The sequence below is a fragment of the Jatrophihabitans endophyticus genome (assembly GCF_900129455.1).
GTDB lineage: Bacteria > Actinomycetota > Actinomycetes > Mycobacteriales > Jatrophihabitantaceae > Jatrophihabitans > Jatrophihabitans endophyticus.
In genome coordinates this window covers 729,071-754,852 of the sequence record NZ_FQVU01000001.1, presented here as the reverse complement: position 1 = coordinate 754,852, position 25,782 = coordinate 729,071, and the positions used below count along the sequence as shown (strand labels likewise).

Sequence of the window (25,782 nt, the reverse complement as noted above, 5' to 3'; positions counted from 1 at the left end):
CTGGCGACTTCCGATGTCGACTGGCGACGTGTGGGCCGACTGGGGATCTACAGATCGCCAGTCGGCCCACACGTCGCCAGTCGACGGGACGGACGGGCGGGACGGACGGATGGACGGGACGGACGGATGGACGGGACGGACGGACGGACGGACGGAGGGGAGGTCGGCGGCGGTGAGCGCACGGCTCCCCCGACCCGTGCGATCACCGCCGCCCCGCCAGGTGGTTCGAGAGCGGCCGACCGAGCTGTCGGTCCGTGCCGCAGGTGCGCGCGTGTCGTCCGGTGGGGAGCCCGGCACGGGGTGCCGTCCCGACGCCGCGACCGTCGCGAGCAGCGCGCCCAGCGCGCGCAGGCACGCGTCGTCGAGCCGGCCCGCGAGCGAGACGTCCACCGTCTCGCCCGGGTCGGGAACGCACCGTGCCGCGGCCACCGCGCAAGGTTCGGACATCGCCTACCGTCGCAGGTCGTGCTCGGCGGCGTCCGCATGCCAGGAACGACAGGGAATCCGAGCCGGTGACAGGCTCGGGTTGGGCCTGCTGACGATGGAAGCACCGGATTGGGCACCGGGCAACATCGTCACCCGAAACGAACAATCTGGGCGCGTTTACCTCGCGACGCGGCCGGGGTAGCCACCGGGGGAGCGGCCCGGTCAATCAGGCTGCGCGAGAAGGTCAGCCACGTCGACCACGAGCGCATCCCCGAGCGTGGACGCCTCACGCGGCGACGGCACGGTGATCTCGTCGGCCGACCTGGCCGACGAACCGCGTTGGCCGGCGTTCGCCCACGAAGCGGTGCAGCTCGGCGTCCGCGCCATGCTGTCGTTCCAACTGTTCGACGACCGCGAGACGTTCGGGGCGTTGAACCTGTACGCGAGCGAGCCGAACAGCTTCGACCGGCACAGCGAGGACGTCGGCTTCGTCTTCGCGAGTCACGCTGCGGCCGCGATGGGCGCATCGCGCAAGAGCGCGAACCTGCTCATCGCGCTCGGCAGCCGCGATGTCATCGGCCAGGCAAAGGGCATCCTGATGGAGCGCTTCAAGATCGGCGCCATCGAGGCCTTCCGGTTGATGGTGGCCGCGTCGCAGCGCCGGCACGTCAAGGTGCGCGACATCGCCGAGGAGCTCACCCGGACCGGCGAGCTGCGCACCGACTGACCCGCCCTCTCAGGGGCGGAACCGGTAGCCCATGCCCGGCTCGGTGACGAGGTGACGGGGGCGGGCGGGCTCGCGTTCGAGCTTGCGACGCAGCTGCGCGACGTAGATGCGCAGGTAGCTCGGGTCGGTGTGCTCGGCCGAGCCGCGCACCGCGGTCAGCAGCGCCTCGCCCGACACCAGCCGCCCGGGTCGGCGCAGCAGCACGTCGAGCAGCTTCCACTCCGTCGGGGTGAGGTGCACCGCTTCGCCGTCGTCGCGGGTCGCGGTGGTCATGCGCAGGTCGACCGTCACCTCCCCGATGCGGGCGACGACGCCGTCGTCGACGGCCGCCGTGCGCCGCGTCACCGCCCGCAACCGGGCCAGCAGCTCGTCGACGACGAACGGCTTGGTGACGTAGTCGTCGGCGCCGAGGTCCAGCGCCTCGATCTTGTCGGCGCTGCCGCTGCGGGCCGACAGCACGACCACCGGTGTCGACGAGTGCGAGCGCAGCGCCCGGATCACGTCGAGCCCGGAGACGTCGGGCAGGCCGAGGTCGAGGACGACGACGTCGTGCTCGTCGGCCGCGGCCGCGGCGAGGGCGGCGGTGCCGGTCGCGGCCTCGGTGACCTCGTAACCGCGGGCCACCAGGTTCATCGCGAGCGCGCGCAGCAGGCCACGCTCGTCCTCGACCAGCAGCACCCGGGCGGGGGCGTTCATCGGGCACCGCCCGCGCGAGGGAGGGCGATGACGACCGTCGCCCCGCCCCCGGGCGTGGGCTCGATCGCGACGGTGCCGCCCATCGCCTCGGTGAACCCCCGCGCGATCGCCAGCCCCAGCCCCACGCCGTCCGCGCTCCCGTCGCCACCTCGGCGGAACGGACGGAACAGCTCGGTGACGTCGGCCGCCGGGATGCCGGGGCCGCGGTCGACGACCCGCAGCTCGACGACGTCAGCATGTTCGCTGCCGGTGACGAGCACGGCCGTCCCCGGCGCGGTGTGACGCAGGCCGTTGGCGACGACGTTGGCGACGACGCGTTCGAGCAGCCCGGCGTCGGCGCGGGCCTCGGACAGCTCGGCCGGCACGTCGACGCGGACCGCGCCGGCCGGGTCGACGTGGTCGAGCGCCCGGGCGACCACGTCGTCGACGCCGATCGTGCCGGGCACCACGACCATCGCCCCGGCCTGCAGTCGGGAGAGGTCGAGCAGGTTGGTGACGAGGTCGGTCAGGCGGTCCAGCGAGTCCTCGGCCGTCGCCAGGAACTCGGCGCGCTGCGACTCGTCCCACCGCACCTCCGCGGCACGCAGGCTCGAGACCGCCGTCTTGGCGGCGGCGATGGGCGTGCGCAGGTCGTGGCCCACCGCGTTGAGCAGCGCGGTGCGCTGCCGGTCGGACTCGGCCAACGGGGCGGCCGCGGCGGCCGCGTCGGCGAGCCGACGCCGGCGGTAGGCCGCGACGACGTGCGCGGCGAACGCCGACAGCACGCGCAGATCCGCGGCGGGCAGGGCGTGACCACGCAGCGCCAGCGTGGTGGCGTCGTCGACGACCACGGTGGCGTCGGCGTCGGCGACGGTTGCGCCGGGCACCCAGCCCGCGGCCGCCAGGACCGTCCGGACGGAGCCGTCGTCGCCGCGACCGAGCAGGGCCGCGCCGTCCATCCCGAACGTGTCGCGGACCCGTTCCAGCACGCTGGCGGGGTCGGACTCGCCGCGCACCAGACCGCCGGCGAACGTCGACAACGCCTCGGCCTCGGCTCCCGCACGGGCGGCGACCGACGACCGTCGCGCCGCGAGGTCGACGACCTGCGACACCAGCGCGGCGATGAGGACGAACACCGCCACCGCGACCACGTCCGCCGCGCTGGAGATCGCGAGCGTGTGCAGCGGCTCGACGAAGTAGTAGTTGAGCAGCAGGGCGGCCGCGAGGGCACACAGCAGCGCGGGGACGGCGCCGCCGACCAGGCTCGTCACCACGACGACGAGCAGGTACAGCGGCATTCCGGCGGCGAGGTCGACATCCGGTCGCAGCGCGACGCCGCCGAGCGTCAGCACGGGCAGCAGGACGCTCGCGAGCAGCAGGCCCGCGACCCGGCGGCCGGTGGTGAGCCCGCGACTGAGGCGGGGCAGTCGGCCGGGGCCCCGCGCCGTCCGGTCGTGGGGCACGAGATGGACGTCGACCGATCCCGCGAGCCGGCTCACGGCCGCCCCGGTGCCGGGACCGGTCAGCGCCGACGCGAGCCGCGTCCGGCGGGCGGTGCCGAGGACGAGCTGGGTGGCGTCCACCCGCGCGGCGAAGTCGACGAGGGTCTCGGGCACGCGGTCGCCGACCACGAGGTGGTAGGTACCGCCGAGCGACTCGACGAGCAGTCGGTGCTGGGCGAGCGAGGTCACGCCGCGGGCGGCGAGGCCGTCGCTGCGGGCGACGTGCACGGCGAGCAGCTGCGACCCGGCGCTCCGGGACGCGATACGCGTGGCGCGGCGGATCAGGGTGTCGCTCTCGGGACCGCCGGTCAGCGCGACGACGATGCGTTCCCGCGTCTCCCAGGGGCGCAGGATGCCGTGCTGCGCGCGATAACGCTGCAGGCCCTCGTCGACGCCGTCGGCGAGCCAGAGCAGGGAGAGCTCGCGCAGTGCCGTCAGGTTGCCGACCCGGAAGTAGCTGCCCAGGGCGGCGTCGACGCGCTCGGCGGGGTAGACGTTGCCGTGGGCCAGGCGCCGGCGCAGCGCCTCGGCGGTCATGTCGACGAGCTCGACCTGCTCGGCCGCGCGGACGACCCGGTCGGGCACGGTCTCGCGCTGCGCGACACCGGTGATGTCGGCGACCACGTCGTGCAGCGATTCGAGATGCTGGACGTTGATCGTGCTGATGACGTCGATGCCGGCGTCGAGCATCGCCTGGACGTCCTGCCAGCGGTGCTCGTGCGGGCCCGACCCGGGCACGTTGGTGTGCGCGAGCTCGTCGACCAGGGCGACGGCGGGGCGGCGGGCGAGCAGCGCGGCGAGGTCGAGCTCGCCGAACTCGGCGCCGCGGTACGTCACGGTCCGGCGGGGGACGGCGGGCAGCGACCCGAGACTGCGTGCGGTGTGGGCGCGGCCGTGGGTCTCGGCGATCGCGACCACGACGTCCGCGCCGCGCTCGAGGCGCCGTCGCCCTTCGTCGAGCATGGCGACGGTCTTGCCCACGCCGGGTGCGGCGCCGAGGTAGATGCGCAGCGCGCCGCGACCCACTCGTTCCTCCTCGCCCGGTCCCTGTCCCATTGTGCCGCCTGCGGTGGCGACGCGGCGGCGGGGTTGGCCCCATGCCCGCGCGGTGGTGAGCGCCGATCCACCGCGCGGGCATGGGGCCAAGGTGGCCCGTCACCGCGCGGGCATGGGGCCAAGGTGGCCCGTCACCGCGTCGGCTCGGGAGGGGGCCGTGGCTTTACACAGTCCCTAGCGGAATACTAGGAAAGATCGACGCGTTTTCCGGAGCACCACCGCCGAGCCCGACCACGCAAGCCCGATGACGTCAGGAGGCCCCGTGCCGACCGAACCGCTGCACCTCGCCGTCGCGTTGGACGGCGCCGGCTGGCACCCCGCCGCCTGGCGCGAGCCGTCGGCCCGCCCCGCCGAGCTGTTCGACGCCCGCTACTGGGCCGACCTCGTCCGCGAGGCCGAGGCGGGGTGGCTCGACCTCGTCACCATCGAGGACGCCCTGGGCTTGCAGACCGGTCACTGGTCCGGCCCCGACCCGCGCACCGACCAGGTGCGCGGCCGGCTCGACGCCGTGCTGATCGCCGCGCGGGTCGCCCCGACGACGAGCGGCATCGGCGTCGTGCCGACCGCGGTCGCGACGCACACCGAGCCGTTCCACCTGTCCAAGTCGATCGCCACGCTCGACTTCGTCAGCTCCGGACGGGCCGGCGTCCGGGTGCAGGTGTCGGCGCGGGCGCACGAGGCCGCCCACTTCGGCCGCCGGACGATTCCGCGCTTCGGCTGGGCCGAGCGCGACACCCCGGAGGTGCGCGCGCTGATCGACGAGCTGTTCGACGAGGCCCGTGACTGGATCGAGGTCGTCCGGCGGCTCTGGGACAGCTGGGAGGACGACGCCGAGATCCGCGACGCCGCCTCCGGCCGCTTCGTCGACGTCGACCGGCTGCACTACATCGACTTCGAGGGCGCACGGTTCAGCGTCCGGGGGCCGTCGATCACGCCGCGGCCGCCGCAGGGGCAGCCGGTGGTGAGCGTGCTCGCGCACCAGAGCGTCCCCTACCGGCTGGCCGCGACGTCCGCCGATCTCGTGTACGTGACGCCGCACTCGACCGACGACGCGCGGGGCATCGTCGACGAGGTCCGCCGCGAGCAGCAGTCCGCCGGCCGCGGCGACGACACGCTGCACGTGTGGGGCGACCTCGTCGTCGTCCTGGACGACAGTGCGGCCGCCGCGCGTGCCCGGGTCGATCGCCTCGACGAGGTCGCCGGCGAGGTTTATCGCAGCGACGCGCAAATCTTCACCGGTACGGCGGCCGAGCTCGCCGACCTGCTCGTGGAGCGGCAGTCCGCCGGACTGAGCGGATTCCGGCTGCGCCCGCTCGCAATCCCCGACGACCTCGTGCGCATCACCCGCGAGCTGGTGCCCGAGCTGCAGCGTCGCGGTGCGTTCCGCGCCGGGTACGAGGCAGCCACGTTGCGCGGGCTGCTGGGTCTGTCGCGACCGGCCAACCGTTACGCCGCCTGACCCACGCCCCGATCGAGGAGACCGTCGTGAGCAGACCCCGCAAGCAGATCCACCTCGCCGCGCACTTCCCGGGCGTCAACAACACCACGGTGTGGAGCGACCCGGAGGCCGGCAGCCACATCGACTTCAGCTCGTTCGCGCATCTGGCGCGGACCGCGGAGCGCGCCAAGTTCGACTTCCTTTTCCTCGCCGAGGGGCTGCGCCTGCGCGAGCAGAACGGACGCATCTACGACCTCGACGTCGTCGGCCGCCCCGACACCTTCACGGTGCTCGCCGCGCTGGCCGCCGTCACCGAGCGGCTCGGTCTCGCCGGCACGATCAACTCCACGTTCAACGAGCCCTTCGAGGTCGCGCGCCAGTTCGCGTCCCTGGACCACCTCTCCGCCGGCCGGGCAGCGTGGAACGTCGTCACGTCGTGGGACGCCTTCACCGGCGAGAACTTCCGGCGCGGCGGCTTCCTCGCCCAGGACGACCGCTACGAGCGGGCACGGACCTTCCTGCAGACGGCCACGGAGCTCTGGGACTCATGGCACGGCGACGAGGTCGTCGCCGACAAGGAGTCCGGACGGTTCCTCACCGACGGGCTGGCCGGCACGTTCGAGCACCGTGACCGCCACTTCGACATCGGCGGCCAGTTCCCGGTGCCCCGCAGCCCGCAGGGCCGGCCGGTGATCTTCCAGGCCGGCGACTCCGACGAGGGCCGCGAGTTCGCGGCGTCCGGCGCCGACGCCATCTTCAGTCGGCACTCGACGCTGGACGCGGGCCAGGAGTTCTACCGCGACGTGAAGGGCCGGCTCGCGAAGTACGGGCGCAGCCCGGACGAGCTGAAGATCCTGCCCGCCGCCACCTTCGTGGTGGCCGACACCGACGCCGAGGCACGCGACAAGGCGCACGAGGTGCGGCTGCAGCAGGTCAGCCCGGCGACGGCGATCAGGTTCCTCGAGCAGCTGTGGAACCGGGATCTGTCCGATCACGACCCCGACGGCCCGCTGCCGTCGGTCGACCCCGTGGTCGGCGAGAACACGATCGCCCGGGGCCGCGCCAGCGTGCGGATGTACCGCGACCCGGTCGTCACCGCGACCGAGTGGCGCGCGAAGGCCGAGGCCGAGAGGCTCACGAGCCGGGAGCTCATCATCGAGGTCACCGGCCGGCAGTCGTTCGTCGGGTCGGCCGCCACGGTGGCCGACACCATCGACCGGTTCGTGCAGTCCGACGCCAGCGACGGCTTCATCCTCGTCCCGCACATCACACCGGGCGGTCTCGACGAGTTCGCCGACACCGTCGTCCCGCTGCTGCAGGAGCGCGGGTCGTTCCGGTCCGAGTACGAGGGGACGACGCTGCGCGAGCACCTGGGCCTCGGGCCACTGGCGACGCACCGGCCCCGTCACGCGCGCGAGGCGTCCTGACATGGGCGTCGTGGGGAGGATGTCGTGAAGTACCTCGCGATCACGCTGATCGTCCACGGTCCGGACCCGGTGACGGGGCAGCGGAAGAGCACGCACGAGCGCTTCCGCGAGGTCGTCGCCAACGCCGAGCTGGCCGAGGAGCTCGGCTTCGACGGCTTCGGCGTGGGGGAGCGGCACGAGCGTCCCTTCATCTCGTCCGCGCCGCCGGTGGTGCTCTCGCACCTCGCGGCCCGGACGTCGCGGATCCGGCTGTTCACCGCGGTGACGACGCTGAGCCTGCTCGACCCGGTCCGCGCGGCCGAGGACTACGCGACGCTCGACAACCTCTCCGACGGCCGGCTCGAGCTCATCATCGGCAAGGGCAACGGCGCGGCGCAGCGCGACCTGTTCGCGGTGACCCCCGAGGACCAGTGGGAGCGCAACGCCGAGAGCTTCGAGCTGTTCCGACGCATCTGGCGCGACGGTCGGGTCACCGCCGAACCCCGGTTCCGTCCGGCGCTGCACGACGCCGAGGTGTGGCCACGTCCGTTGCAGCAGCCCATCCGCATCTGGCACGGCAGCGCGACGAGTCGGGAATCGGTGGAGGTCGCGGCCGCCCACGGCGATCCGCTCTTCTCGGCCAACGTCACCAATCCGATCGAGCCCTATGCCGAACTCGTCGCGTTCTACCGGGAGCGGTGGGCCGTGCACGGCCACGATCCGGCCGACGCCGTCGTCGGCGCCGGGTCGGCCGGCTACTACGCCACCCCGCGCTCGCAGGACGCCCTCGCGGCGTACCGGCCCATCTACGAGTTCCAGCGCGCCCGCGCCGGCGAGGCCGGCCTGCCCCACCCGTGGGCCGACTTCGAGGACTACGTGGCCCGCTCGTCGGCGCTGATCGGCAGCCCGCAGCAGGTGATCGACAAGGTGCAGCGCTACCACGAACGCCTCGGCCACACCGTGATGCACCTGCACGCCGACGCGAGCGGCCTGACCGACGCCCAGCACCGTGACTCGCTCGCGCTGTTCCGCAGCGAGATCGCGCCGGTGCTCGACCGCTCGATCCCCGACCCGCCGTGGCCCCTGCCCGCCACCGAACTGACCGGAGCGACCTCGTGAGCCCGACGCCGCTCGGCATCCTCGACCTCGTCCCGATCTCCTCCGGGTCCTCGGCGCCGGAGGCGCTGCGCAACAGCATCGACCTCGCCCAGCAGGCCGAGCGCCTGGGCTACGCGCGCTACTGGTTCGCCGAGCACCACCTCAACCCCGGGGTCGCCGGGACGTCGCCGGCGGTCACGCTGGCGCTCACCGCGGCGGCGACGTCGACCATCCGCATCGGTGCCGGGGCGGTGCAGCTCGGGCACCGCACCGCGCTGTCGACGGTTGAGGAGTTCGGGCTCATCGACGCGTTGCACCCCGGTCGCCTCGACCTCGGGCTCGGCCGGTCGGGCGGGAAGCCCGCCGCGGGGCGGGAGCCGGCGCTCGTGGGCGGCGGCACCCGCGTCACCGACGGCTGGACCGACAACGGGCTGCGCATCCCCGGGAAGTTCTCGCCGGCGGCGCTGCTCGCCTCTCCCCGCTTCGTGCTGCAGAAGACGCTGCTCACCCAGCCCGACGCGACGCCGCAGAACTACACCGAACAGGTCGGCGACATCCTGGACCTGCTCGCGGGCCGCTACGTCAAGGACGGGCAGGAGGCGCACGTCGTCCCGGGCGAGCACGCGGCGGTGCAGGTGTGGGTCCTCGGCAGCAGCGGCGGCGAGAGTGCGACGGTGGCGGGGGAGCGGGGCCTGCGCTTCGGCGCGAACTACCACGTGAGCCCCGGCAGCGTGCTCGAGGCGGTGGACGGGTACCGCGCGGCGTTCCGTCCCTCGACCGAGCTCGACCGCCCCTACGTCACGGTGTCGGCCGACGTCGTGGTCGGCCCGGACGAGGCGACCGCCCGCGAGCTCGCGACCGGGTACGCGCTGTGGGTGCGCAGCATCCGCAGCGGTGAGGGTGCGATCCGGTTCCCCACGCCGGACGAGGCGCGCCGGCACGGCTGGACCGACGCCGACCGCGACCTCGTCACCGACCGCATCGAGACGCAGTTCGTCGGCACCGCCTCCCAGGTCGCCGACCAGCTGGAACGGCTGCGCGACGCCACCGGCGCCGACGAGCTGCTCGTCACCACCATCACGCACGGGCACGCCGACCGCGTCCGCTCCTTCGCGCTGCTGGCCGAGGAGTGGGACCGACGATGACCGCTCGGCGCTGGCTGCGACGTTGGTGGCGCGGTTACGTCGACACCTCGGCCCTCGTGGCGGACGTACCGGCCGCCGCCGTCGTCACCCGCGTGGTCGCCGGCTGACCTCGCCCGTCACTCCGAACCATAACCGACTGGTCGGTTTGTTCTCTGCTAGATTCGATGCGGCCCGTCCGCGAGGCGGGTCGAGGGTGGTCCGTGCGTGACGCACCCGGCGCGGCGTACGGGGAGCGGGTCGTGACCTTCGAGTGGATCGAACCACGCTTCGGAGCGATGGCGATCGTGCTGCTCTCGCTCCGGTTCCTGGTGGTGCTGGTCGGCTGGACGCCGTTCTACCAGCTCGGCCTGGCGCTCGCGGGTCATCGCGACGCCGCGTCGAGACGACCCGTGACCGCGCCCGCGGTGGGTATCGGTCAGGTGGTCACGTTGGGACTCGTCCTCGGCGCGGTCGCGGCCGATTCGCGGTTGCGGGCGAGCGCGATCGGCATCCGGACGCCGTCCCACACCGGTCTCGTCGCCACGGTGGCGCTCGTGGCCGCCTTCCCGCTCGGCATCGGGCTGGGACGGCTGCTGCTGCGCACCCGCAGCACGGCGGTCGGGTCGACGGCGCCGCGACCGCAGGCGTCGCAGCCGTCGCGGGCGTCGTCGGCGCGGGTGGCATGGGCGCAGACGCAGCCACTCACCTGGTCGCTGGTCGTCATCGCCGTCGTGCTGGTGCCGCTGCAGCAGGAACTGCTGTTCCGCGGCCTGCTGCTCGGTGTGCTCGTCGGCCCGGCCGGGCTCGCCCCCGTGCTCGGGGTCGTGCTCGTGTCGGCGGTGTACGCCCTGGCGGCGGTGCGCCACGGCCCCCGCTCCGTCACCTTCGTCGCCGCGCTGGGCCTGTTCACCGCCGGCCTCTATCTGAGCACCGGCAGCCTGGTGCTGCCGGTGCTGGTGCAGGCGATGTTGCAGGCCACCGTTCTCGTGTCGCGCTGGGCGCGTTACGGCACCGCGCCGGTCCCGGCCCCGGGAGCGCCCCGCCCGGCGGCCCCGTACCCGGTGGCGGCCGGCCACGGCGCGGGCATCGCCCTGCCGCCCGGCCAGGCCGTGCCCTACCTCGCGGCGCCGGCCACGACGCGATGGGGCGGCGGCGGGTCCTACCCGAACCGGCCGGCCGTCGAGTTCACCTGGACCAACAGTGTGTGCAGCGATCTGCTGCGCGCGGTCCTGCACCGTGGCCGCGGCCGGATCGGCAACCACGCGGCGGTGGCCCGTGCGGCCCGCGCCGCGCTCATCGTCGACCTGCTGCGCACCGACGTCGTGCACGGCACGGCCGACGCGTTCGTCCCGGGCAGCGCATGGACCCGCATGCCGGCAGCGCGGCGCCTCGTCGAGGCGCTGATCTCGCGGCCCACTCCGCCCCTCGAGGTCCTGCTGCAGCGCGGGCAGCCGACCCTGCACCTGGTGCTCGACGATCTCGTCGCCGCGGGGGTGCTGCGGCGGGTGACGCGCTTCGGCCGCACCCGCTACACCGACGTCGACCCCGGCCACGCCGAGCGACTCGTCGCGGCGGTGGCGCGGGCCGCACAGGGTGGACGGGAGCAGATGGACTCGGCCGGCGCCGCGTTCGTCGTGCTGGCCCTCGAGTGCGGGATCGCCCGCACCGATCCGAACACGGACCGCATCGGCGAGCTGATCAGCCGTGGGGGCGACTTCGCGCCGCTGCTGACGCGGATGCGCGCGACGCTCGAGTCGCAGGCCCGGACCGCCTGGGTCGCCGGGCAGGCGCAGTCATGCTGACGCGGGCTGCGCGGCGACGGTCGGGCGCAGCATCGCCCACCACTCGGTGACGCGGGCCGGCAGGTCGCTGCCGCGCGTCAGTCGGAACGACACGGCCTGCACCCCGTAGTACGACGCGACGATCGAGCGCGCGGCCGGCGCGCACACGACGTGAGCGGCGACCGAACCGTCCCGCTTGCCCGCGCGCAGCGTCTCCGTCACGCGGCCGATCCACCCGACGAAGGGCTCCGCGACCGGCGTGTCGATGACGTGGTGCTCGTTGGCCAGCCGCGTGGCCGCGCGGGTGACGGGGCTGGCGACGAACAGCTGCGTGACGCCGTCGATCATCCGGTCCAGCCCGGTCAAGGCGTCGGGCGCACCCGCCGCGGCGTCCTGGGCCAGCGCCGCCCAGGCGGTGTGGTGGGCGGTCACCACGGCCGCGGCCAGCTCGCCCTTGGAGCCGAAATGGAAGTACAGCGCGCCCTTGGCCACGCCCGCCCGGGACACGATCTCGTCGAGGGTCGCCGCGAGGTAGCCGACCTCGTCGAACACCTCGGCCGCCGCTGCGAGCAACCGAGCGCGGGTGCGCGCGGCACGCTGCTGCATCGGCCGGTCGCGGCCGGTCGAGTCGGCTGCCGCGCGGCCGGTGGCCGCGGCCGCGGACCGGTGTGGCGTCCTCGGATCGTCCACGCGCTCCTCCTTTCCGCCCGGCTGCCGGTGCAGCCGAGTCCGTGACCATCCTCCCTGCCCCCGTCCGGCCGTTCCGGCGGCGACGGCTCAGGCCGCCCAGAGCGTGCGGACCGCCTCGGGGATCCCGACGACGGCGTCCTCGCCGAACACCGCCAGCTGCAGCAGGTAGCCCGAGACGACGCTCGTCACCAGGCCGGCGACCACGTCGGGATCGGCGCCCGCCGTGGTGTCGGCCGAGCGCCGCCGGACGACCTCGGCGAGGTCGGCGCGCATGCGGGCGAGCGCGGCCCGTTGCCGCTCGGCGATGCGCGGGTCGCGCAGGGCCTCGGCCCACACGAGCACGGCGAGGGATCCGACGTCACCGCGGCGATGCTTGTCGCGGACGAGCGTGAGCACCGCCGCGACCGCGTCGCCGAGTCCGGCGCGATCGGTGTGGGCGGCGAGCCGGCGCAGCAGGCTGGCGACGTCGAGCAGGTTCTCCTCGGCGACGGCGAGGACGACGTCCTCCTTGCTGGCGAAGTAGCCGTAGAACGCGCCGGAGGAGAGCCCCGCCTCGGCGAACAGCTGCTGCATCGACGTCCCGCGGAACCCGTGGCGCAGGAAGCAGCGTTTCGCGGCGTCGAGGATCTGCGCCCGCCGCGCGTCGCGGTACTGCTGGCTGACCTTGGGCACCGGGTCAGCGTAATAGCAAAACGAACGTTCGGCTTGGACGGATCGACTGACTTGTCCAGCAGAACGAGCGTTCTGCGAAGACCCCGCGCTCGGATCGTCAGCCGGGGCTGACGTGGGGGTTGGTGCGGGGGCGTTGCTGGGGGTCGAGCCAGGGTGGGGGGAGCCAGGCGGGGCGGCCGTCGTTGATGACGGATCGCCAGCCTTGTCTCTGGTGTTGTCGGTGGTGGTGGCCGCAGACGAGGGTGCCGTTGGCGATGGTGGTGGGGCCGCCTCGGGCGTGGTCGGTCACGTGGTGGGCTTGGGTCCAGGCGGGTGGGGTGTCGCAGCCGGGGAAGGTGCAGCCGCCGTCGCGGGCGATCAGGGCGAGCCGCTGGGTCTCGGTGAACAGTCTGCGCGCGTCGGTGTGAGTCACGACGGCGCCCTGGTCGTCGAGCTGGATGGTCATGGTGCGGGCGTCGCCGCCGGCGATGCGGACCGCTTCGCGGGTGGGCAGGAGCGCGCCGTGCCCGGTCGTCGTCACGCCGTCACCGCTGGACCAGTTGGCCGCGGTGGTGGTGAGCAGGACGGTGGCGCTGATCCCGGCCACCGACGGGAGTAGTTCGGCGCGTTGGACGAGGTCGAGTGCGTCGAGCAGGCCGTCGTGGCGGCGTTGGCCGGCGGTGCGCGGGTCCTTCGTGCCGTCGATAGAAGGCTTGGGTGCGGCGAGCGCGTCGAGGACGGTGAGCAGCCGTTCGGCGAGCTCGGCGGTGGCCTCCCCGCTGATGCTGGCGGACCCGTCGGGGCGTTGCCGGATCGTCAGGTCCCGGTGCCGCTCGCGGTAGGCGACGTCGGCCAGGGCGCCGTCCTGATCGAGCAGCGTCGTCACCCGCAGCGCCAGCGTGCCGAGTTGGTACGGATCGAACTGCGTCGCGTACCCGACGAGGTCGGCCTCGACGCGGGCGCCGTGCTCGACCTGCACCACGTCGGGCAGCCGCTGCACCGCGGCGACGATCACCTGCGCGTGCCGGGGTGAGATGGTGCCGGCCGCCTGCGCCGCCGCCACGACCGGGAACGGCGCCGGCACGACCTCACCGGTCAACGTGGTGATCGGCGCGGCCGCAGCCGACGCCCGCACCCGCGCCACGGCCTCGCGCGGATGCACCCGCAGCAACGCCCGCACGAACGCCGCCGTGTTCCGCGCCCCATAGGTGAACGGCAACCCCCGCCGCTCGACCTCGGCGATCAACCGGTGCTCCATCGCCGCCAGCCGGTTGCGCGTGCGCTCCAGCTCCCGCCACGACGCGAGCAGGACGTCGTCGTCGCAGCGCGCCAGATCGACCGGCACCAGGTCGTCGACAACGCTGCTCATACGTTCGATTCTACTGTCGGGACCGACACCCGACGATCGTCGAACGCAGCCTGTGGACAACCCCGGCTCAGAGCTCTGCCCTCGTGCCCGGGTGAAGCTGGGCCCTGGCCTGACGGGGCCGGCGTGACGCGAAGACGAGTTCGAGGCGCACCTCCGTGCCGGCCGTGACGTTTACGTCGACGGGAGCGGTGCGGTTGCCGGCGTACTCGACCGTCACGCGATGCGACCCGACGTCGACCGACGCCGACACCGTCTCGACGCGGCGACCGAGCCGCCCGACCTCCCGGCCGTCCACTGACGCCACGTACTTCGCACCCAGCCCCAGCCATCGATCGCAGGAGACACGGACGACGCCCATCCGGGCAGCGTCGCACGGCGGCGGTCTGATCCGCGGTTCCGCCACGGACGGCTGACATCCTGGACGCGAGGGCGGGGGAAAGGCGGTGGGTCGGTGGCGTGGTCGACGGAGGAGCTCGCGAGGCTCGCCCGGGCCGAGGAACTGCACCTCGCCGCGTTGCGGGCCGATGGCACGCTCGCGAGGCCGCTGCCGGTCTGGGTGGTCCAGATCGACCGGACCGCCTACGTGCGCACGTGGCACCGGCGCGACACCGGCTGGTTCGGTCACGTGCTGCGTTCGGGACGCGCGCACGTCCGGGTGCCCGGCGTGGAGCGGGACGCCATCGTCACCGACGTCGGCCGGGACGACGGCGGCCTGCGCGCGCGGATCGACGCCGCGTACCGCGTGAAGTACGGGCAGTACGGCGCGGCGACCGTCGACCGCATGACCGGCGACGAGGCCGCAGCCGCGACGCTCCGGCTCGACGCGTCGTCCTGACCCCAGCGCCTACGCCGCGCCCGCTGGCCCCATGCGAGCGCGGTCACGACGATCGATCGACCGCGCTCGCGTGGGGCCAACCCGGCAGAGCGCGTTCAGGTACCGCGCCGACCTGCCGATGGTCCGCACGAACCCCACGACAGACGTGCGCCGACCGTGCGCAGGAGCGAGCGCATGCAGATCTTCGTCCAGCTGCCCAGCAGCGCGACCATCACGCTGGACGTCGAGCCCAGCGACTCGATCGAGAACGTCAAGGCCAAGATCCAGGACCAGGCGGGCTTCCCACCCGAGCAGCAGACGCTGGTGTTCATGGGCAAGGAGCTCGAGGACGGCCGCACGCTGTCGGACTACAACATCCAGAAGGAGAGCACGATCCGGCTGGTGCTCGCCTCGACGAGCACGCCGACGCCCTCCCCGACGACGACGGCCCCCACCGACCCGACGACCACCGCCGTCCCGACGGCCACCGTGTCGGTTGCCCCGACCACCGCCACGGCCCCGACGCCGACGAGCACGACGACGACCACCACGACCGCGACGACGACCACCACGACCGCGGCGGCGGCCACCACGACCGTCGACCCCGGCACGACGTCGGCCCGCTCGTCCGAGGGCGCCGCGCCCCTCGTCGCGTCCGCCTCGGCCGTCGCGCAGGGCGCCGGGCTGGCCGACACCGGAGCCGGTCAGGTGACGGCGACCGCGGCCGTCGGCGCCGGCGCCGTGCTCGTCGGTGTCGCCGTCCTGCTCGCCGCGTCCAAGGAACGGCTGCGCCCCTGCCGCGCCCGACAGCACTGAGGCGCCCGGCCCGCGCTTGGTGCGGGTCGACACATCGTCCCCGCGGGTCTTGTCGTGCGCGACGAACACCGGGCGGCGACACGCTCCTACGTTCAGGCGATGACGAACCTCAGCGAGGTCAGTGCCTGGCTCGACGACGAACTCCCCGCCCTGTTGTCGAAGCACGACGTCCCCGGCGCCGCCGTCGCCGTGGCCGTCGGCGACGACGTCGTGGATCACGCCGCGGGCGTCCTCAACACCGACACCGGTGTCGAGGCCACCCCGGACTCGGTGTTCCAGATCGGCTCGATCACCAAGGTCTGGACGGCCTCCCTCGTGCTGCAGCTGGCCGACGAGGGCCTGGTCGACGTCGACGCCCCGGTCGTCACGTACGTGCCCGACCTGGGCCTCGCCGACGCCGAGGCCGCCCGCCGCGTCACGGTGCGCCAGCTGCTCAGCCACACCGGCGGCTTCGAGGGCGACATCTTCACCGACACCGGCCCGGGCGACGACTGCGTCGAGAAGTTCGTGACGCAGCTGACCGACGTGCCGCAGCTGTTCGCGCCGGGCGAGCGGTTCTCGTACAACAACGCCGGGTACTGCGTGCTCGGCCGCCTCGTCGAGGTGCTGCGCGGCAAGACGTACGACGAGTGTCTGCGCGAGTACCTCTTCGCGCCGCTCGGGCTCGAGCACGCGGCCACCGGACCGTACGACGCCATCCGCTACCGCGCCGCGATCGGTCACGTGAAGCTCTCGCCCGACGCCCCGCAGCAGGTCGCGCCGGTCTGGGCGCTGCCGCGCTCCAACGGCCCGGCCGGCGCGATGCTGAGCATGCGCCCCCGCGACCTCGTGGCCTTCGCCCGGATGCACCTGTCGCAGGGCGCGGCCGCGGACGGCACGCAGGTGCTGGCGGCCGACACCGTGGCGGCGATGACGCAGCGGCAGGTCGAGCTGCCCGGCTTCAAGGTCCTGGGCAACGCCTGGGGGCTCGGCTGGGAGATCTTCGACCTCGACGGCGGCACCGTGATCGGCCACGACGGCAACACCATCGGGCAGGCCGGCTTCCTGCGCATCTCCCCGGACAGCGACGTCGCGGTGGCGCTGCTGTGCAACGGCGGCGACTCGCACGCGCTCTACCGCGACGTCGTCGGCAAGATCCTGGCCGACCTCGCGGGCGTCGAGCTGCCCCCGCTGACCGTGCCGCCCGCCGAGCCGAAGCGCGTCGACATGTCGCGCTACGTGGGCACCTACTCCATCCAGGTCGCCGACGTGGTCGTCAGCGAGGACGACGAGGGCCGCATCTGGCTCGACCAGATCCCCAAGGGCATCTTCGCCGAGATGGGCGAGGAACCGGAGCGGCGCGAGCTCGTCCACTTCGAGAACGACACGTTCATCCCACTCGAGCCCGATCGCGGCATGCACCTGCCGCACGTCTTCGTCGGCGACGACGGACGTGGGCACGTGGCGTACCTGCACATCGGCCGGGCGCTGCCGTGGGTGTCGGCGGACGCGACGCCGGAGCCCGCGCGATGAGACGCGCCCTCGTCACCGCGGTCGCCGTCGGGCTCGCGGGTGCGGTGCTTGCCGGCTGCGGGTCGACCTCGCGCCCGGCCGACAGCAGCAAGGGCGGCGGCAAGGTCGTCTCCGGCGCGACGTTCGCCTACGCACTCACCGCCGACCCCGGCAACCTGGACCCGCAGGCGAGCGTCGTCAACGGCAACATCCAACTGGCGCAGTTCGCCTACGACCCGCTGGTGCACCTCGGCAACGACGGCAAGATCAGCTCCGGGCTCGCCGCGAAGTGGCAGGTCGCCGGCGCCACCGCGACGTTCACGCTGACCCGGGGCGTCACGTGTGCCGACGGCACGCCGCTCACCGCCGCCGACGTCGCGGCGAACCTGACCTACGTCGCGAATCCCAAGAACAAGAGCCCGCTGGCCGGCACCTACATCCCCGCCGGGGCGACGGCGAAGGCGACCGGGACGGGCACGGTCACCCTCACCACGCCGCAGCAGGCACCGTTCCTGCTCGAAGGCCTGGCCAACCTGCCGATCGTGTGCGCCGCGGGCATGAAGAACCGCGGCCTGCTCGCCCGCAAGACCAGCGGTACCGGCCCGTTCCAGCTCACCTCCGCGAGCGGTGACCAGTACACCTACGCCGTGCGCAAGGGGTACCGCTGGGGGCCGGCCGGGGCCACCACCGCCACGGCGGGGATCCCGGCGAAGATCGTCGCCAAGGTCGTCGCCAACGAGAGCACGGCGGCGAACCTGCTCACCTCGGGTGGACTGAACGCGGCGGCGATCGCCGGCCCGGACTCCCAGCGGCTCGACCGCGCCGGGCTGTTCAGCACCAAGACCAGCAGCGTCGCCGGCGAGATGTGGTTCAACCAGGGCGGCTCGCGCCCCGGAGCGGACCCCGCCGTGCGCAAGGCCCTCACGCAGGCCGTCGACCTCGCCGAGCTGGCCAAGGTCGTCACCTCCGGCCGCGGCACCCCGGGCACCGTGTTCGCCGCGAACCCGCCGGTGGCATGCCGGGGCAACTCGGTCGCGGCCGCCCTGCCCAAGCACGACCTGGCCGCCGCCAAGCGCGCGCTGGACGCCGCGGGATGGCGGGCCGGCGCGGGCGGGGTCCGCAGCAAGGGCGGGAAAAAGCTGCAGCTGACGTTCCTGATCAACGCAGCCCTCGGCTCGGCCGGCTCGTCGGCGGCCGAGCTCGCGCAGCAGACGTGGAAGCAGCTCGGCGCCGCGATCACGTTCAAGTCGCAGGACTCCGCGGCGCTGTCGCAGACCATCTTCGGCAGTGGTGACTGGGACGTCGCGTGGCTCGCGGTGAACGTCAGCAGCCCCGACCAGCTCGTGCCCTTCCTGTCCGGCGCCGTGCCGCCGGACGGCACCAACTTCGCGCACATCCAGAACAAGGCGTACCAGGCCGGCGTCGCGCAGGCCTCCAAGCAGCAGGGCCAGCGGGGGTGCGCGGCGTGGCTCGCGGCCGAGGCGAACCTCGTCCGCAACGCCGACGCGGTGCCCTTCGCCGATCAGGTGCTCAAGACCTACGGCAGCAAGGCGACCTTCGAGACGCCCGGCGTGCTGGTGCCGACCAGCATCAGGATGCGCGCGAGTTGACCGGCGGCGGGCGGTCGACGTGACCGCGGTGGCGACCCCGGCCGCCGAGCCGGCCGACCGGGTGCGCGACAACCCGTGGGTGCGGTTCGCGCTCCGGCGCACAGTGCGGCTCGTCGCCTCGGTGTGGGTGCTCGTCACCGCGTCGTTCGCGATGATCCATCTGGTGCCGGGCGACCCGGTCCGCGCCGCGCTCGGGCCGACCGCGCCGGCGGCGCTGGTCCGGGCCCGCCGGCACCAGCTCGGCCTCGACGAACCGCTGGCGGTGCAGTACGGCCGCTACCTGAACGGGCTGCTGCACGGCCGGATGGGGACGTCGACGGGCAAGGGCCTGCCGGTCTCGCAGGTGATCGGCGACCGGTTGGGCGCGACGCTCGCACTCGCGGTGCTGGCCTTCCTGCTGGCCGTCGTCCTCGCCGTGCCGATCGGCGTCGTCGCGGGCGTGCTGACGGGTCACGGCCGCCGCCGGCGGACCGAGCTCGCGTTCACCACGGGCAGCGTCGTCGTCGCGAGCATCCCCGACTTCGTCCTCGGGGTCGTGCTCGTCTACGTCTTCGGCATTCGGTTGGGCTGGCTGCCGGTCGGCGAACGTGTGGGCGCGAGCTCGTACGTGCTGCCCGTGATCTCGCTCGCCGTCGGGCCGGCGGCCATCCTCGCGCGCATCGTGCGCGTGGAGATGGTCGGCGTGCTGGGCGCCGACTACGTCCGCACCGCGCGGGCCAAGCGGCTGTCGCGGGCGCGGGTCTACCTGCGCCACGCGCTGCCCAACGCGCTGACCGCATCGCTGACGCTGGCGGGGTTGCTGCTCAGCGCGATGGTGGCCGGCACCGTGCTCGTCGAGAGCGTCTTCAACTGGCACGGCATCGGGCAGACGATCGTGGAGTCGATCCTGAACAAGGACTACCCGCTCGTGCAGGGCATCGTGCTCGTCTACGGCCTCGGCGTGCTGCTGGTGAACACCGTGGTGGACGTCGCCCTCGCGCTGCTCGACCCCCGCTCCACCATCCGGGACAGCTGATGACGATCTCCCAACCGCAGCTCGCGCAACCGCAGCCCGTCCGGCTCGAGCCCGCGGAACCGGAGCCCGGCCGCGCGGCGTCGCGACGGGCGCGGCCGCGCGCGCGATGGTGGCGCGCCTTCCGTACCCCGGTCGGCGCCACGGCGGCGGTCATCCTGCTCGCGGTGCTGGTGCTCGCGGTCGTGGCGCCGCTGGCGTGGAGCGGGCGGGCCGACGCCGTCGACGTCTCGCACATGCTCGAGGGCGCGTCCGGCAGCCACCTGATCGGCACCGACAACCTCGGCCGCGACCTGTTCTACCGCACGCTGGTCGGCACCCGGTTGTCGGTCGCGCTGGCGCTGCTGGCCACCGCGATCACCGTCGGCGGGGGGCTGTTGCTCGGCAGCCTGCCGGCGCTGGTCGGCCGCCGTGCCGGGCGGGTATGCGACGCCGTCGTCAACGTCGCGGTGGCGTTCCCGCCGCTGCTCGTCGCGCTCTTCTTCGCCGTCGTCTTCGGGGTGGGCGTGAAGGGTGCGGTGCTCGCCATCGGCGTGGCCGGCGTCCCCGCGTACGCCCGACTCGTGCAGACCCTGCTCGCGGCGGTGGCGGAGCGCGACTTCGTGGCGGCGGCGCGGGTCGCCGGGGTCGGCCGGCTGCGGGTGCTGGGACGGCACATGCTGCCCAACGTGGCCGGTCCGCTCGTCGTCAACGCCACCATCGGCGCGGGCTCGGCGCTGCTGTCCTTCGCCGGCCTGTCCTTCCTCGGCCTCGGCGTGCAGCCGCCCGACTACGACTGGGGACGGCTGCTCAAGGACGGGCTCGACCGCATCTACGAGAACCCGGGGCAGGCCCTGCTGCCCGGTGCCGCCGTCCTGGTCACCGGGTTGGCGTTCAACCTCTTCGGCGAGGCGGTGGCGACGGCCATCGGCGCGCCGACGACGCTCGGCCGGACGTCCGGTCGGAGCAGGCGAGGCGCCGCCGGTGCCGGCCGGCCGGCCGACGCCGGCGCAGCCGACGACGGCTCGGCACCCGACGAGAACGCCGTCCTCGACGTCGCCGACCTACGTGTCACCCGGCCGGGTGTCGACGGCCCGGTCGAGCTCGTGCGCGGCGTCGGCTTCACCATCGGCCCGGCCGACGCGGTCGGCGTCGTCGGCGAGTCCGGCTCGGGCAAGTCGCTCACCGCGCTCGCCGTCGCGCAGCTCGTCGAGCACCCGCTGCGCGTCGGGGCGGGCCGGCTGCGCTTCCTGGGCACCGACCTGCGCGGCGGCCCACGCGCACACCGCACCCTGCTCGGGACGAAGTTCGCCCTGGTCTTCCAGGACCCGGCGACCTCGTTCAACCCGACGCAGCGGGTCGGCGCGCAGCTCGCCGAGCTGGCCCGGGCGCACCACGGCGCCTCGCGCCGCACCGCCCGTGAGCGTGCGGTCGACCGGCTGCGCGCGGTGCGCATCCCCGCACCCGAACGGCGGGCGCGGCAGTTGCCGCACGAGTTCAGCGGGGGCATGCGACAGCGCGCGATGATCGGCCTGGGGCTGATGGGCCGCCCCGCCCTCATCGTCGCCGACGAGCCGACGACCGCGCTCGACGTCACCGTGCAGCAGCAGGTGCTCGACCTGCTCGCCTCGATCCGGCGCGAGCAGGACGCCGCGCTGCTGCTCATCAGTCACGACGTCAGCGTGATCGCGCAGGTCTGCGACCGCGTGCTCGTCATGTACGCCGGGCGCATCGTCGAGGAGCTGCCGGCCGACGAGCTGGGCGGTGGCGGGCTGCACCCCTACACCCGCGCACTGGTCGCCGCCGTGCCGGACATGACCACGCCGCTCGACCGACCGCTGCCGGCCATCCCCGGCCGCCCGGCCGACCCGGCGGACCTGCCGCCCGGCTGCGCCTTCGCGCCCCGGTGCCCGCTCGCCGACGACCGCTGCCGCCGCGACGATCCGGCGCTCGTCGCCGCCGGCCCCGGGCGACGGGTCGCCTGCTGGCACGCGGGGGAGGAGCGCTCGTGAGCGGCGAGCTGCGCTTCGAGGCGGTGACCGTGCGCTACGGCACCGGCCGACACGCGCACACGGCGGTCGACGCGGTCGATCTCGTGGTGCCCGACGGCGGAGTCGTGGGCCTGGTCGGCGAGTCCGGGTCGGGCAAGTCGACGCTCGCCCGCGCCGCGGTCGGGCTCACGCCGGTCACCGCCGGGCGCATCCTGCTCGACGGGAGACCGGTTCCCCGTCGCGGCCCGCGTCCGCTGCAGCTGGTGTTCCAGGACCCGTACGCCTCCCTCGACCCGCGCATGACGATCGGTCGCTCGGTGGCCGAGGCGATCGGGACCGGCACGAGCGCGCAGCGGCGCGCCACCGTGGTCGAGACCCTCGAGCACGTGGGCCTGCTCGCCGAGCACGTCGACGCCTACCCCGCCCAGCTCTCCGGCGGCCAGCGGCAGCGGGTGGCGATCGCCAGGGCGCTCGCCGCGCGCCCGGACGTCCTCGTCGCCGACGAGATCACGTCGGCCCTCGACGTCTCGGTGCAGGGCACGATCCTGAACCTCGTCCGCACGCTGCAGCAGGAGCTGGGGACGACGATGCTGTTCATCGCGCACAATCTCGCCGTCGTGCGGTACGTCGCGAGCCACATCGCCGTCATGTACCTCGGTCGCGTGGTGGAGTTCGGGCCGGCCGCCGAGCTGCTCGCCGATCCGCAGCACGAGTACACGCGCGAGCTGCTGGCAGCGGTGCCCGAGTTCACGCGCCGCTCGGTCCCGACGGGGCAGGTGGGTTGACGTGGGTGTGCTGCCGTCCCCCGAGCTGGTCGAGCGATTCCGCGCCGTGACCGACGCGATCGTCGCCGACATCGGCACGCTCGTGGGGTGCGAGTCGCCGTCGGCCGACCCGGCCGCGGTGACGCGCAGCGCCGACGTCGTGGCCGAGGTCGGGACGGCCGTGCTCGGCGCCGCCCCGATCCGCGTCGAGCGCGACGGGTGCGCGCACCTCGTCTGGCGCCTCGGGAACGCGGCGACCCGCGTGCTGCTGCTCGGGCACCACGACACGGTGTGGCCGCTCGGCACCCTGGAGCGTCATCCGAGCACCACGCACGACGGGGTGCTGCGCGGGCCCGGCTGCTTCGACATGAAGGCCGGGCTGGTGATGGCCTTCCACGCGGTGGCGGCGCTGCCCGAGCGTGACGGCGTCACGATCCTCGTCACCGGTGACGAGGAGGTCGGCTCGCCGACCTCGCGCGGGCTGATCGAGGACGAGGCGCGCGGGGCCCGCGCCGTGCTCGTCCTGGAGGCGGCGGCCGACGACGGCGCACTGAAGACCGAACGCAAGGGCGTCTCGCTCTACACGGTGCGGGTGCACGGTCGGGCGGCCCACGCGGGGCTCGCGCCGCAGGACGGCGCCAACGCCACCGTCGAGCTCGCCCACCAGGTGCTCGCGATCACCGAGCTCGCCGATCCCGTGGCCGGGACGACGGTGACGCCGACGCTCCTCGCCGCGGGCACGACGACCAACACCGTCCCGGCCCTCGGCGAGGTCCGCGTCGACGTCCGCGTCCCGAGCGCGGCCGAGCAGCAGCGGGTGGACGCCGCGATCCGCGGATTGCCGGCCCGCACGCCCGGCACCACCGTCGTGGTGGACGGGGGACCCAATCGCGTGCCGCTCGAGGCCGGGGTCTCGACGGCGCTGTTCGACCGCGCGGCGCGGCTCGCCGACGCGCTCGGCTCGCCGCCGCTGCGCCGCGTCGCGGTGGGCGGCGCGTCGGACGGCAACATCACCGCCGCGCTGGGCGTGCCGACGCTCGACGGGCTGGGCGCGGCCGGCGGGGGCGCGCACGCCGACGACGAGCACGTCCTCGTCGCCGAGCTCGCTCCCCGCACCGCGCTGCTGAGCGCGCTCGTCGCCGATCTGCTCGCCGACCCGCCCACCAACCCGCACACGGACCCGCCCACCGACCCGTCGGCCGAGCCGGGGGTGACCGGCGTCCCGTCCGCCCCGACCAGCGCGACGGCACGAACTCGTGGGCCGCGACCATGACCGGCGCCGAGCACGTGATCAGGATGAAGCGCATGACCGATCTCGACGACGCACCGACCGTGACGGCTCGGCCCGCCCTGCCGTCGGTCCCGGCCGACGCCGCGCTCGCCGACGCGATCCGCGTCGCCGATGCCGCGGCACGCGCGTCCGGCGTCCGCGTGCGCCAGGTCGGCAGCCTGGCCGAGCTCGACGCCGTCGACCGACTGTTCGAGGCCATCTGGCAACCGGGCAAGCACCCGCCGGTGACGACCGAGCTGATGCGTGCCTTCGGCAAGGCGGGCAACTACGTCGCCGCCGCGTTCGACGGCGAGACGCTGGTCGGCGCGTGCGTCGGCTTCTTCGCCGCGCCGTCGCATGACGCGTTGCACAGCCACATCGCCGGGGTGTCGCCCGACGCCCGTGCCCGCAGCGTCGGCTTCGCGTTGAAGCTGCACCAGCGGGCGTGGGCGCTGGCGCACGGCGTCTCGGTCGTGGGATGGACCTTCGACCCGCTCGTGGGTCGCAACGCCTACTTCAACCTGGTGAAGCTGGGGGCCCGGCCGGTCGAGTACCTGCCGAACTTCTACGGTCCGATGCGCGACGCGCTGAACAGCGACGACGACACCGACCGCCTCCTCGTGCACTGGCACCTCACGTCGCCCGCCGCACGCCGGGCGGGTGAGGGCCGGCCGGCGCCGGTCGACGTCGGCACGATGCGGCGGCAGGGGGTCGTCACGGCGCTCGCGGTGTCCGAGGGCGGCGAGCCGGTCGTCGGGTCCCTCGACGGCGACACCCTGCTCGTCGCCGTGCCCGCGGACGTCGAGGCCCTGCGCGCGGCGTCGCCCGCGGTCGCCCGACGGTGGCGGCAGGCGCTGCGCGACACGCTGGGCGTGCTGCTGGCCGACGGCGCGCACGTCGCGGGCTTCGACCGCGCCGGGTGGTACGTCGTGCGTCGCGGATCCGCCGCGGCGTCGGGAGAAGGGACCGCATCGTGAAGCTCGTCGGGGTGGAGCTGCGGCGCATCGCGCTGCCGCTCGTCGCACCGTTCCGGACGTCGTTCGGCACGCAGACCGACCGCGACGTGCTGCTCGTCCGCGCGGTGACCGACGACGCCGAGGGGTGGGGCGAGTGCGTCGCGATGGCGGACCCGGCCTACTCACCGGAGTACGTCGACGCCGCCGCGGACGTCCTCACCCGCTTCCTGGTCCCGGCCCTCGCCGCCGCGCCGGAGCTCGACGCGCAGCGCGTCGGGCCGCTGCTCGCCCGGTTCAAGGGGCATCCGATGGCCAAGGCGGCGCTCGAGACGGCGCTGCTGGACGCCGAGCTGCGCGCGCTCGGCCGGCCGCTCGCCCGCGAGCTGGGCGCGGTGCGCGACGCCGTGCCGGCCGGGGTGTCCGTCGGCATCATGGACTCGATACCGCAGCTGCTCGACGCGGTCGCCGGGTACCTGGACGCCGGCTACCTGCGCATCAAGCTCAAGATCGAACCGGGCTGGGACGTCGAGCCGGTGCGTGCCGTCCGGGAGCGCTTCGGTGACGACGTGGCGCTGCAGGTCGACGCCAACACCGCCTACACCCTCGACGACGCCCGGCACCTGGCCCTGCTCGACCCGTTCGACCTGCTGCTGATCGAGCAGCCGCTCGACGAGGACGACGTGCTCGGCCACGCCGAGCTCGCCCGCCTCGTCCGCACCCCCGTCTGCCTGGACGAGTCCATCACCTCGGCCCGTTCGGCCGCGGCCGCGATCGCGCTCGGCGCCTGCCGGATCGTCAACATCAAGCCCGGGCGGGTCGGCGGGTACCTCGAGGCACGGCGCATCCACGACGTCTGCCGTGCGCACGGCGTGGCGGTGTGGTGCGGCGGCATGCTCGAGACGGGGCTCGGGCGCGCGGCCAACGTCGCCCTCGCCGCGCTGCCGGGCTTCACGCTGCCCGGCGACACCTCGGCCTCGGACCGCTACTACCGCACCGACGTCACCGAGCCGTTCGTGCTCGCCGACGGCCACCTCGCGGTGCCGCGCGGGCCCGGCATCGGCGTCGTCCCGGTTCCCGAGCGGCTCGCCGAGGTCACGACGTCGACCACCTGGCTGCCCTGCTGACCCGCCGGCGCG

22 protein-coding genes and 1 pseudogene are annotated in these 25,782 nt (G+C 74.1%); 17 read left to right on the top strand and 6 right to left on the bottom strand.

Features of this window, described 5'->3' with window-relative positions; translation table 11 throughout:
* Positions 1 to 688 precede the first annotated feature (688 nt).
* Both BUE29_RS23350 and BUE29_RS23345 read left to right on the top strand, forming a co-directional pair.
* Positions 689 to 934, top strand: a pseudogene (locus tag BUE29_RS23350) (GAF domain-containing protein); the annotation flags it as partial.
* A 9-nt stretch (positions 935 to 943) separates the two neighbouring features.
* The gene (locus tag BUE29_RS23345; protein ID WP_268766569.1) at positions 944 to 1,153 is read left to right on the top strand and encodes an ANTAR domain-containing protein; all 210 of its coding nucleotides are present in this window, start codon (positions 944 to 946) and stop codon (positions 1,151 to 1,153) included.
* Between the two features lie 9 nt (positions 1,154 to 1,162).
* Here the strand turns inward: BUE29_RS23345 and BUE29_RS03475 are convergent, their stop codons facing one another.
* Both BUE29_RS03475 and BUE29_RS03470 read right to left on the bottom strand, forming a co-directional pair.
* Complete coding sequence (locus BUE29_RS03475; protein ID WP_073385927.1) at positions 1,163 to 1,849, bottom strand: response regulator; 687 nt, start codon at positions 1,847 to 1,849, stop codon at positions 1,163 to 1,165.
* A complete protein-coding gene (locus BUE29_RS03470) occupies positions 1,846 to 4,356 on the bottom strand; it encodes a sensor histidine kinase (protein WP_073385925.1) in 2,511 nt (836 codons plus the stop codon). Before BUE29_RS03470 ends, BUE29_RS03475 begins: the two co-directional genes overlap by 4 nt.
* Before the next feature lie 274 nt (positions 4,357 to 4,630).
* Here BUE29_RS03470 and BUE29_RS03465 point away from each other — a divergent pair, with 274 nt between their 5' ends.
* The 5 genes from BUE29_RS03465 to BUE29_RS03445 all read left to right on the top strand — a co-directional run bounded on the left by BUE29_RS03465 (position 4,631) and on the right by BUE29_RS03445 (position 11,254).
* Entirely contained in the window at positions 4,631 to 5,845 is a 1,215-nt protein-coding gene (locus BUE29_RS03465) for an LLM class flavin-dependent oxidoreductase (protein WP_073385922.1), read from the top strand.
* A gap of 26 nt (positions 5,846 to 5,871) precedes the next feature.
* Positions 5,872 to 7,251 carry an NtaA/DmoA family FMN-dependent monooxygenase gene (locus tag BUE29_RS03460; RefSeq protein WP_073385919.1) on the top strand — a complete coding sequence of 460 codons (1,380 nt, stop codon included), beginning with the start codon at positions 5,872 to 5,874 and terminating at the stop codon, positions 7,249 to 7,251.
* Positions 7,252 to 7,275: 24 nt separating this feature from the next.
* A complete protein-coding gene (locus BUE29_RS03455) occupies positions 7,276 to 8,349 on the top strand; it encodes an LLM class flavin-dependent oxidoreductase (RefSeq protein ID WP_073385916.1) in 1,074 nt (357 codons plus the stop codon).
* Positions 8,346 to 9,473 (top strand): LLM class flavin-dependent oxidoreductase, encoded by a 1,128-nt coding sequence (locus BUE29_RS03450; protein ID WP_073385913.1) that lies wholly within the window; start codon positions 8,346 to 8,348, stop codon positions 9,471 to 9,473. Before BUE29_RS03455 ends, BUE29_RS03450 begins: the two co-directional genes overlap by 4 nt.
* Positions 9,474 to 9,673: 200 nt before the next feature.
* Positions 9,674 to 11,254, top strand: a complete 1,581-nt coding sequence (locus tag BUE29_RS03445; RefSeq protein ID WP_073385910.1) for a CPBP family glutamic-type intramembrane protease — start codon at positions 9,674 to 9,676, stop codon at positions 11,252 to 11,254.
* Here the strand turns inward: BUE29_RS03445 and BUE29_RS03440 are convergent.
* From BUE29_RS03440 to BUE29_RS03425, 4 genes are all read right to left on the bottom strand, one after another.
* The gene (locus BUE29_RS03440) at positions 11,246 to 11,923 is read right to left on the bottom strand and encodes a ScbR family autoregulator-binding transcription factor (protein WP_073385907.1); all 678 of its coding nucleotides are present in this window, start codon (positions 11,921 to 11,923) and stop codon (positions 11,246 to 11,248) included. The two genes, BUE29_RS03445 and BUE29_RS03440, sit on opposite strands and share 9 nt — an antisense overlap.
* A gap of 87 nt (positions 11,924 to 12,010) precedes the next feature.
* Entirely contained in the window at positions 12,011 to 12,595 is a 585-nt protein-coding gene (locus BUE29_RS03435; protein WP_073385903.1) for a TetR/AcrR family transcriptional regulator, read from the bottom strand.
* A gap of 97 nt (positions 12,596 to 12,692) precedes the next feature.
* Positions 12,693 to 13,943, bottom strand: a complete 1,251-nt coding sequence (locus BUE29_RS03430) for an HNH endonuclease signature motif containing protein (protein WP_073385899.1) — start codon at positions 13,941 to 13,943, stop codon at positions 12,693 to 12,695.
* A 67-nt stretch (positions 13,944 to 14,010) separates the two neighbouring features.
* On the bottom strand, positions 14,011 to 14,301 hold the full coding sequence (locus tag BUE29_RS03425) for a peptidase associated/transthyretin-like domain-containing protein (RefSeq protein ID WP_073385896.1): 291 nt from the start codon (positions 14,299 to 14,301) through the stop codon (positions 14,011 to 14,013).
* Between the two features lie 93 nt (positions 14,302 to 14,394).
* Between BUE29_RS03425 and BUE29_RS03420 the strand changes: the two genes are divergently transcribed.
* From BUE29_RS03420 to menC, 10 genes are all read left to right on the top strand, one after another.
* Positions 14,395 to 14,778, top strand: a complete 384-nt coding sequence (locus tag BUE29_RS03420) for a DUF2255 family protein (protein ID WP_073385893.1) — start codon at positions 14,395 to 14,397, stop codon at positions 14,776 to 14,778.
* Positions 14,779 to 14,952: 174 nt separating this feature from the next.
* On the top strand, positions 14,953 to 15,573 hold the full coding sequence (locus tag BUE29_RS03415; RefSeq protein ID WP_073385890.1) for a ubiquitin-like protein: 621 nt from the start codon (positions 14,953 to 14,955) through the stop codon (positions 15,571 to 15,573).
* A 99-nt stretch (positions 15,574 to 15,672) separates the two neighbouring features.
* Entirely contained in the window at positions 15,673 to 17,085 is a 1,413-nt protein-coding gene (locus BUE29_RS03410) for a serine hydrolase domain-containing protein (protein WP_073385887.1), read from the top strand.
* Entirely contained in the window at positions 17,082 to 18,674 is a 1,593-nt protein-coding gene (locus tag BUE29_RS03405; protein ID WP_073386960.1) for an ABC transporter substrate-binding protein, read from the top strand. The genes BUE29_RS03410 and BUE29_RS03405 overlap by 4 nt, the downstream gene beginning before the upstream one ends.
* 28 nt (positions 18,675 to 18,702) lie before the next feature.
* Positions 18,703 to 19,689, top strand: a complete 987-nt coding sequence (locus BUE29_RS03400) for an ABC transporter permease (RefSeq protein WP_073386957.1) — start codon at positions 18,703 to 18,705, stop codon at positions 19,687 to 19,689.
* Entirely contained in the window at positions 19,689 to 21,677 is a 1,989-nt protein-coding gene (locus BUE29_RS03395) for a dipeptide/oligopeptide/nickel ABC transporter permease/ATP-binding protein (RefSeq protein WP_084180646.1), read from the top strand. The genes BUE29_RS03400 and BUE29_RS03395 overlap by 1 nt, the downstream gene beginning before the upstream one ends.
* On the top strand, positions 21,674 to 22,441 hold the full coding sequence (locus tag BUE29_RS03390) for an ATP-binding cassette domain-containing protein (RefSeq protein WP_073385884.1): 768 nt from the start codon (positions 21,674 to 21,676) through the stop codon (positions 22,439 to 22,441). Before BUE29_RS03395 ends, BUE29_RS03390 begins: the two co-directional genes overlap by 4 nt.
* A gap of 1 nt (position 22,442) precedes the next feature.
* Positions 22,443 to 23,693, top strand: coding sequence for a M20/M25/M40 family metallo-hydrolase (locus BUE29_RS03385; RefSeq protein WP_073385881.1), 1,251 nt, complete (start codon positions 22,443 to 22,445; stop codon positions 23,691 to 23,693).
* Positions 23,694 to 23,725: 32 nt separating this feature from the next.
* A complete protein-coding gene (locus BUE29_RS03380; RefSeq protein ID WP_200800015.1) occupies positions 23,726 to 24,667 on the top strand; it encodes a GNAT family N-acetyltransferase in 942 nt (313 codons plus the stop codon).
* Positions 24,664 to 25,770 carry an o-succinylbenzoate synthase gene (gene menC, locus BUE29_RS03375; RefSeq protein ID WP_073385878.1) on the top strand — a complete coding sequence of 369 codons (1,107 nt, stop codon included), beginning with the start codon at positions 24,664 to 24,666 and terminating at the stop codon, positions 25,768 to 25,770. Before BUE29_RS03380 ends, menC begins: the two co-directional genes overlap by 4 nt.
* Positions 25,771 to 25,782: the final 12 nt, after the last annotated feature.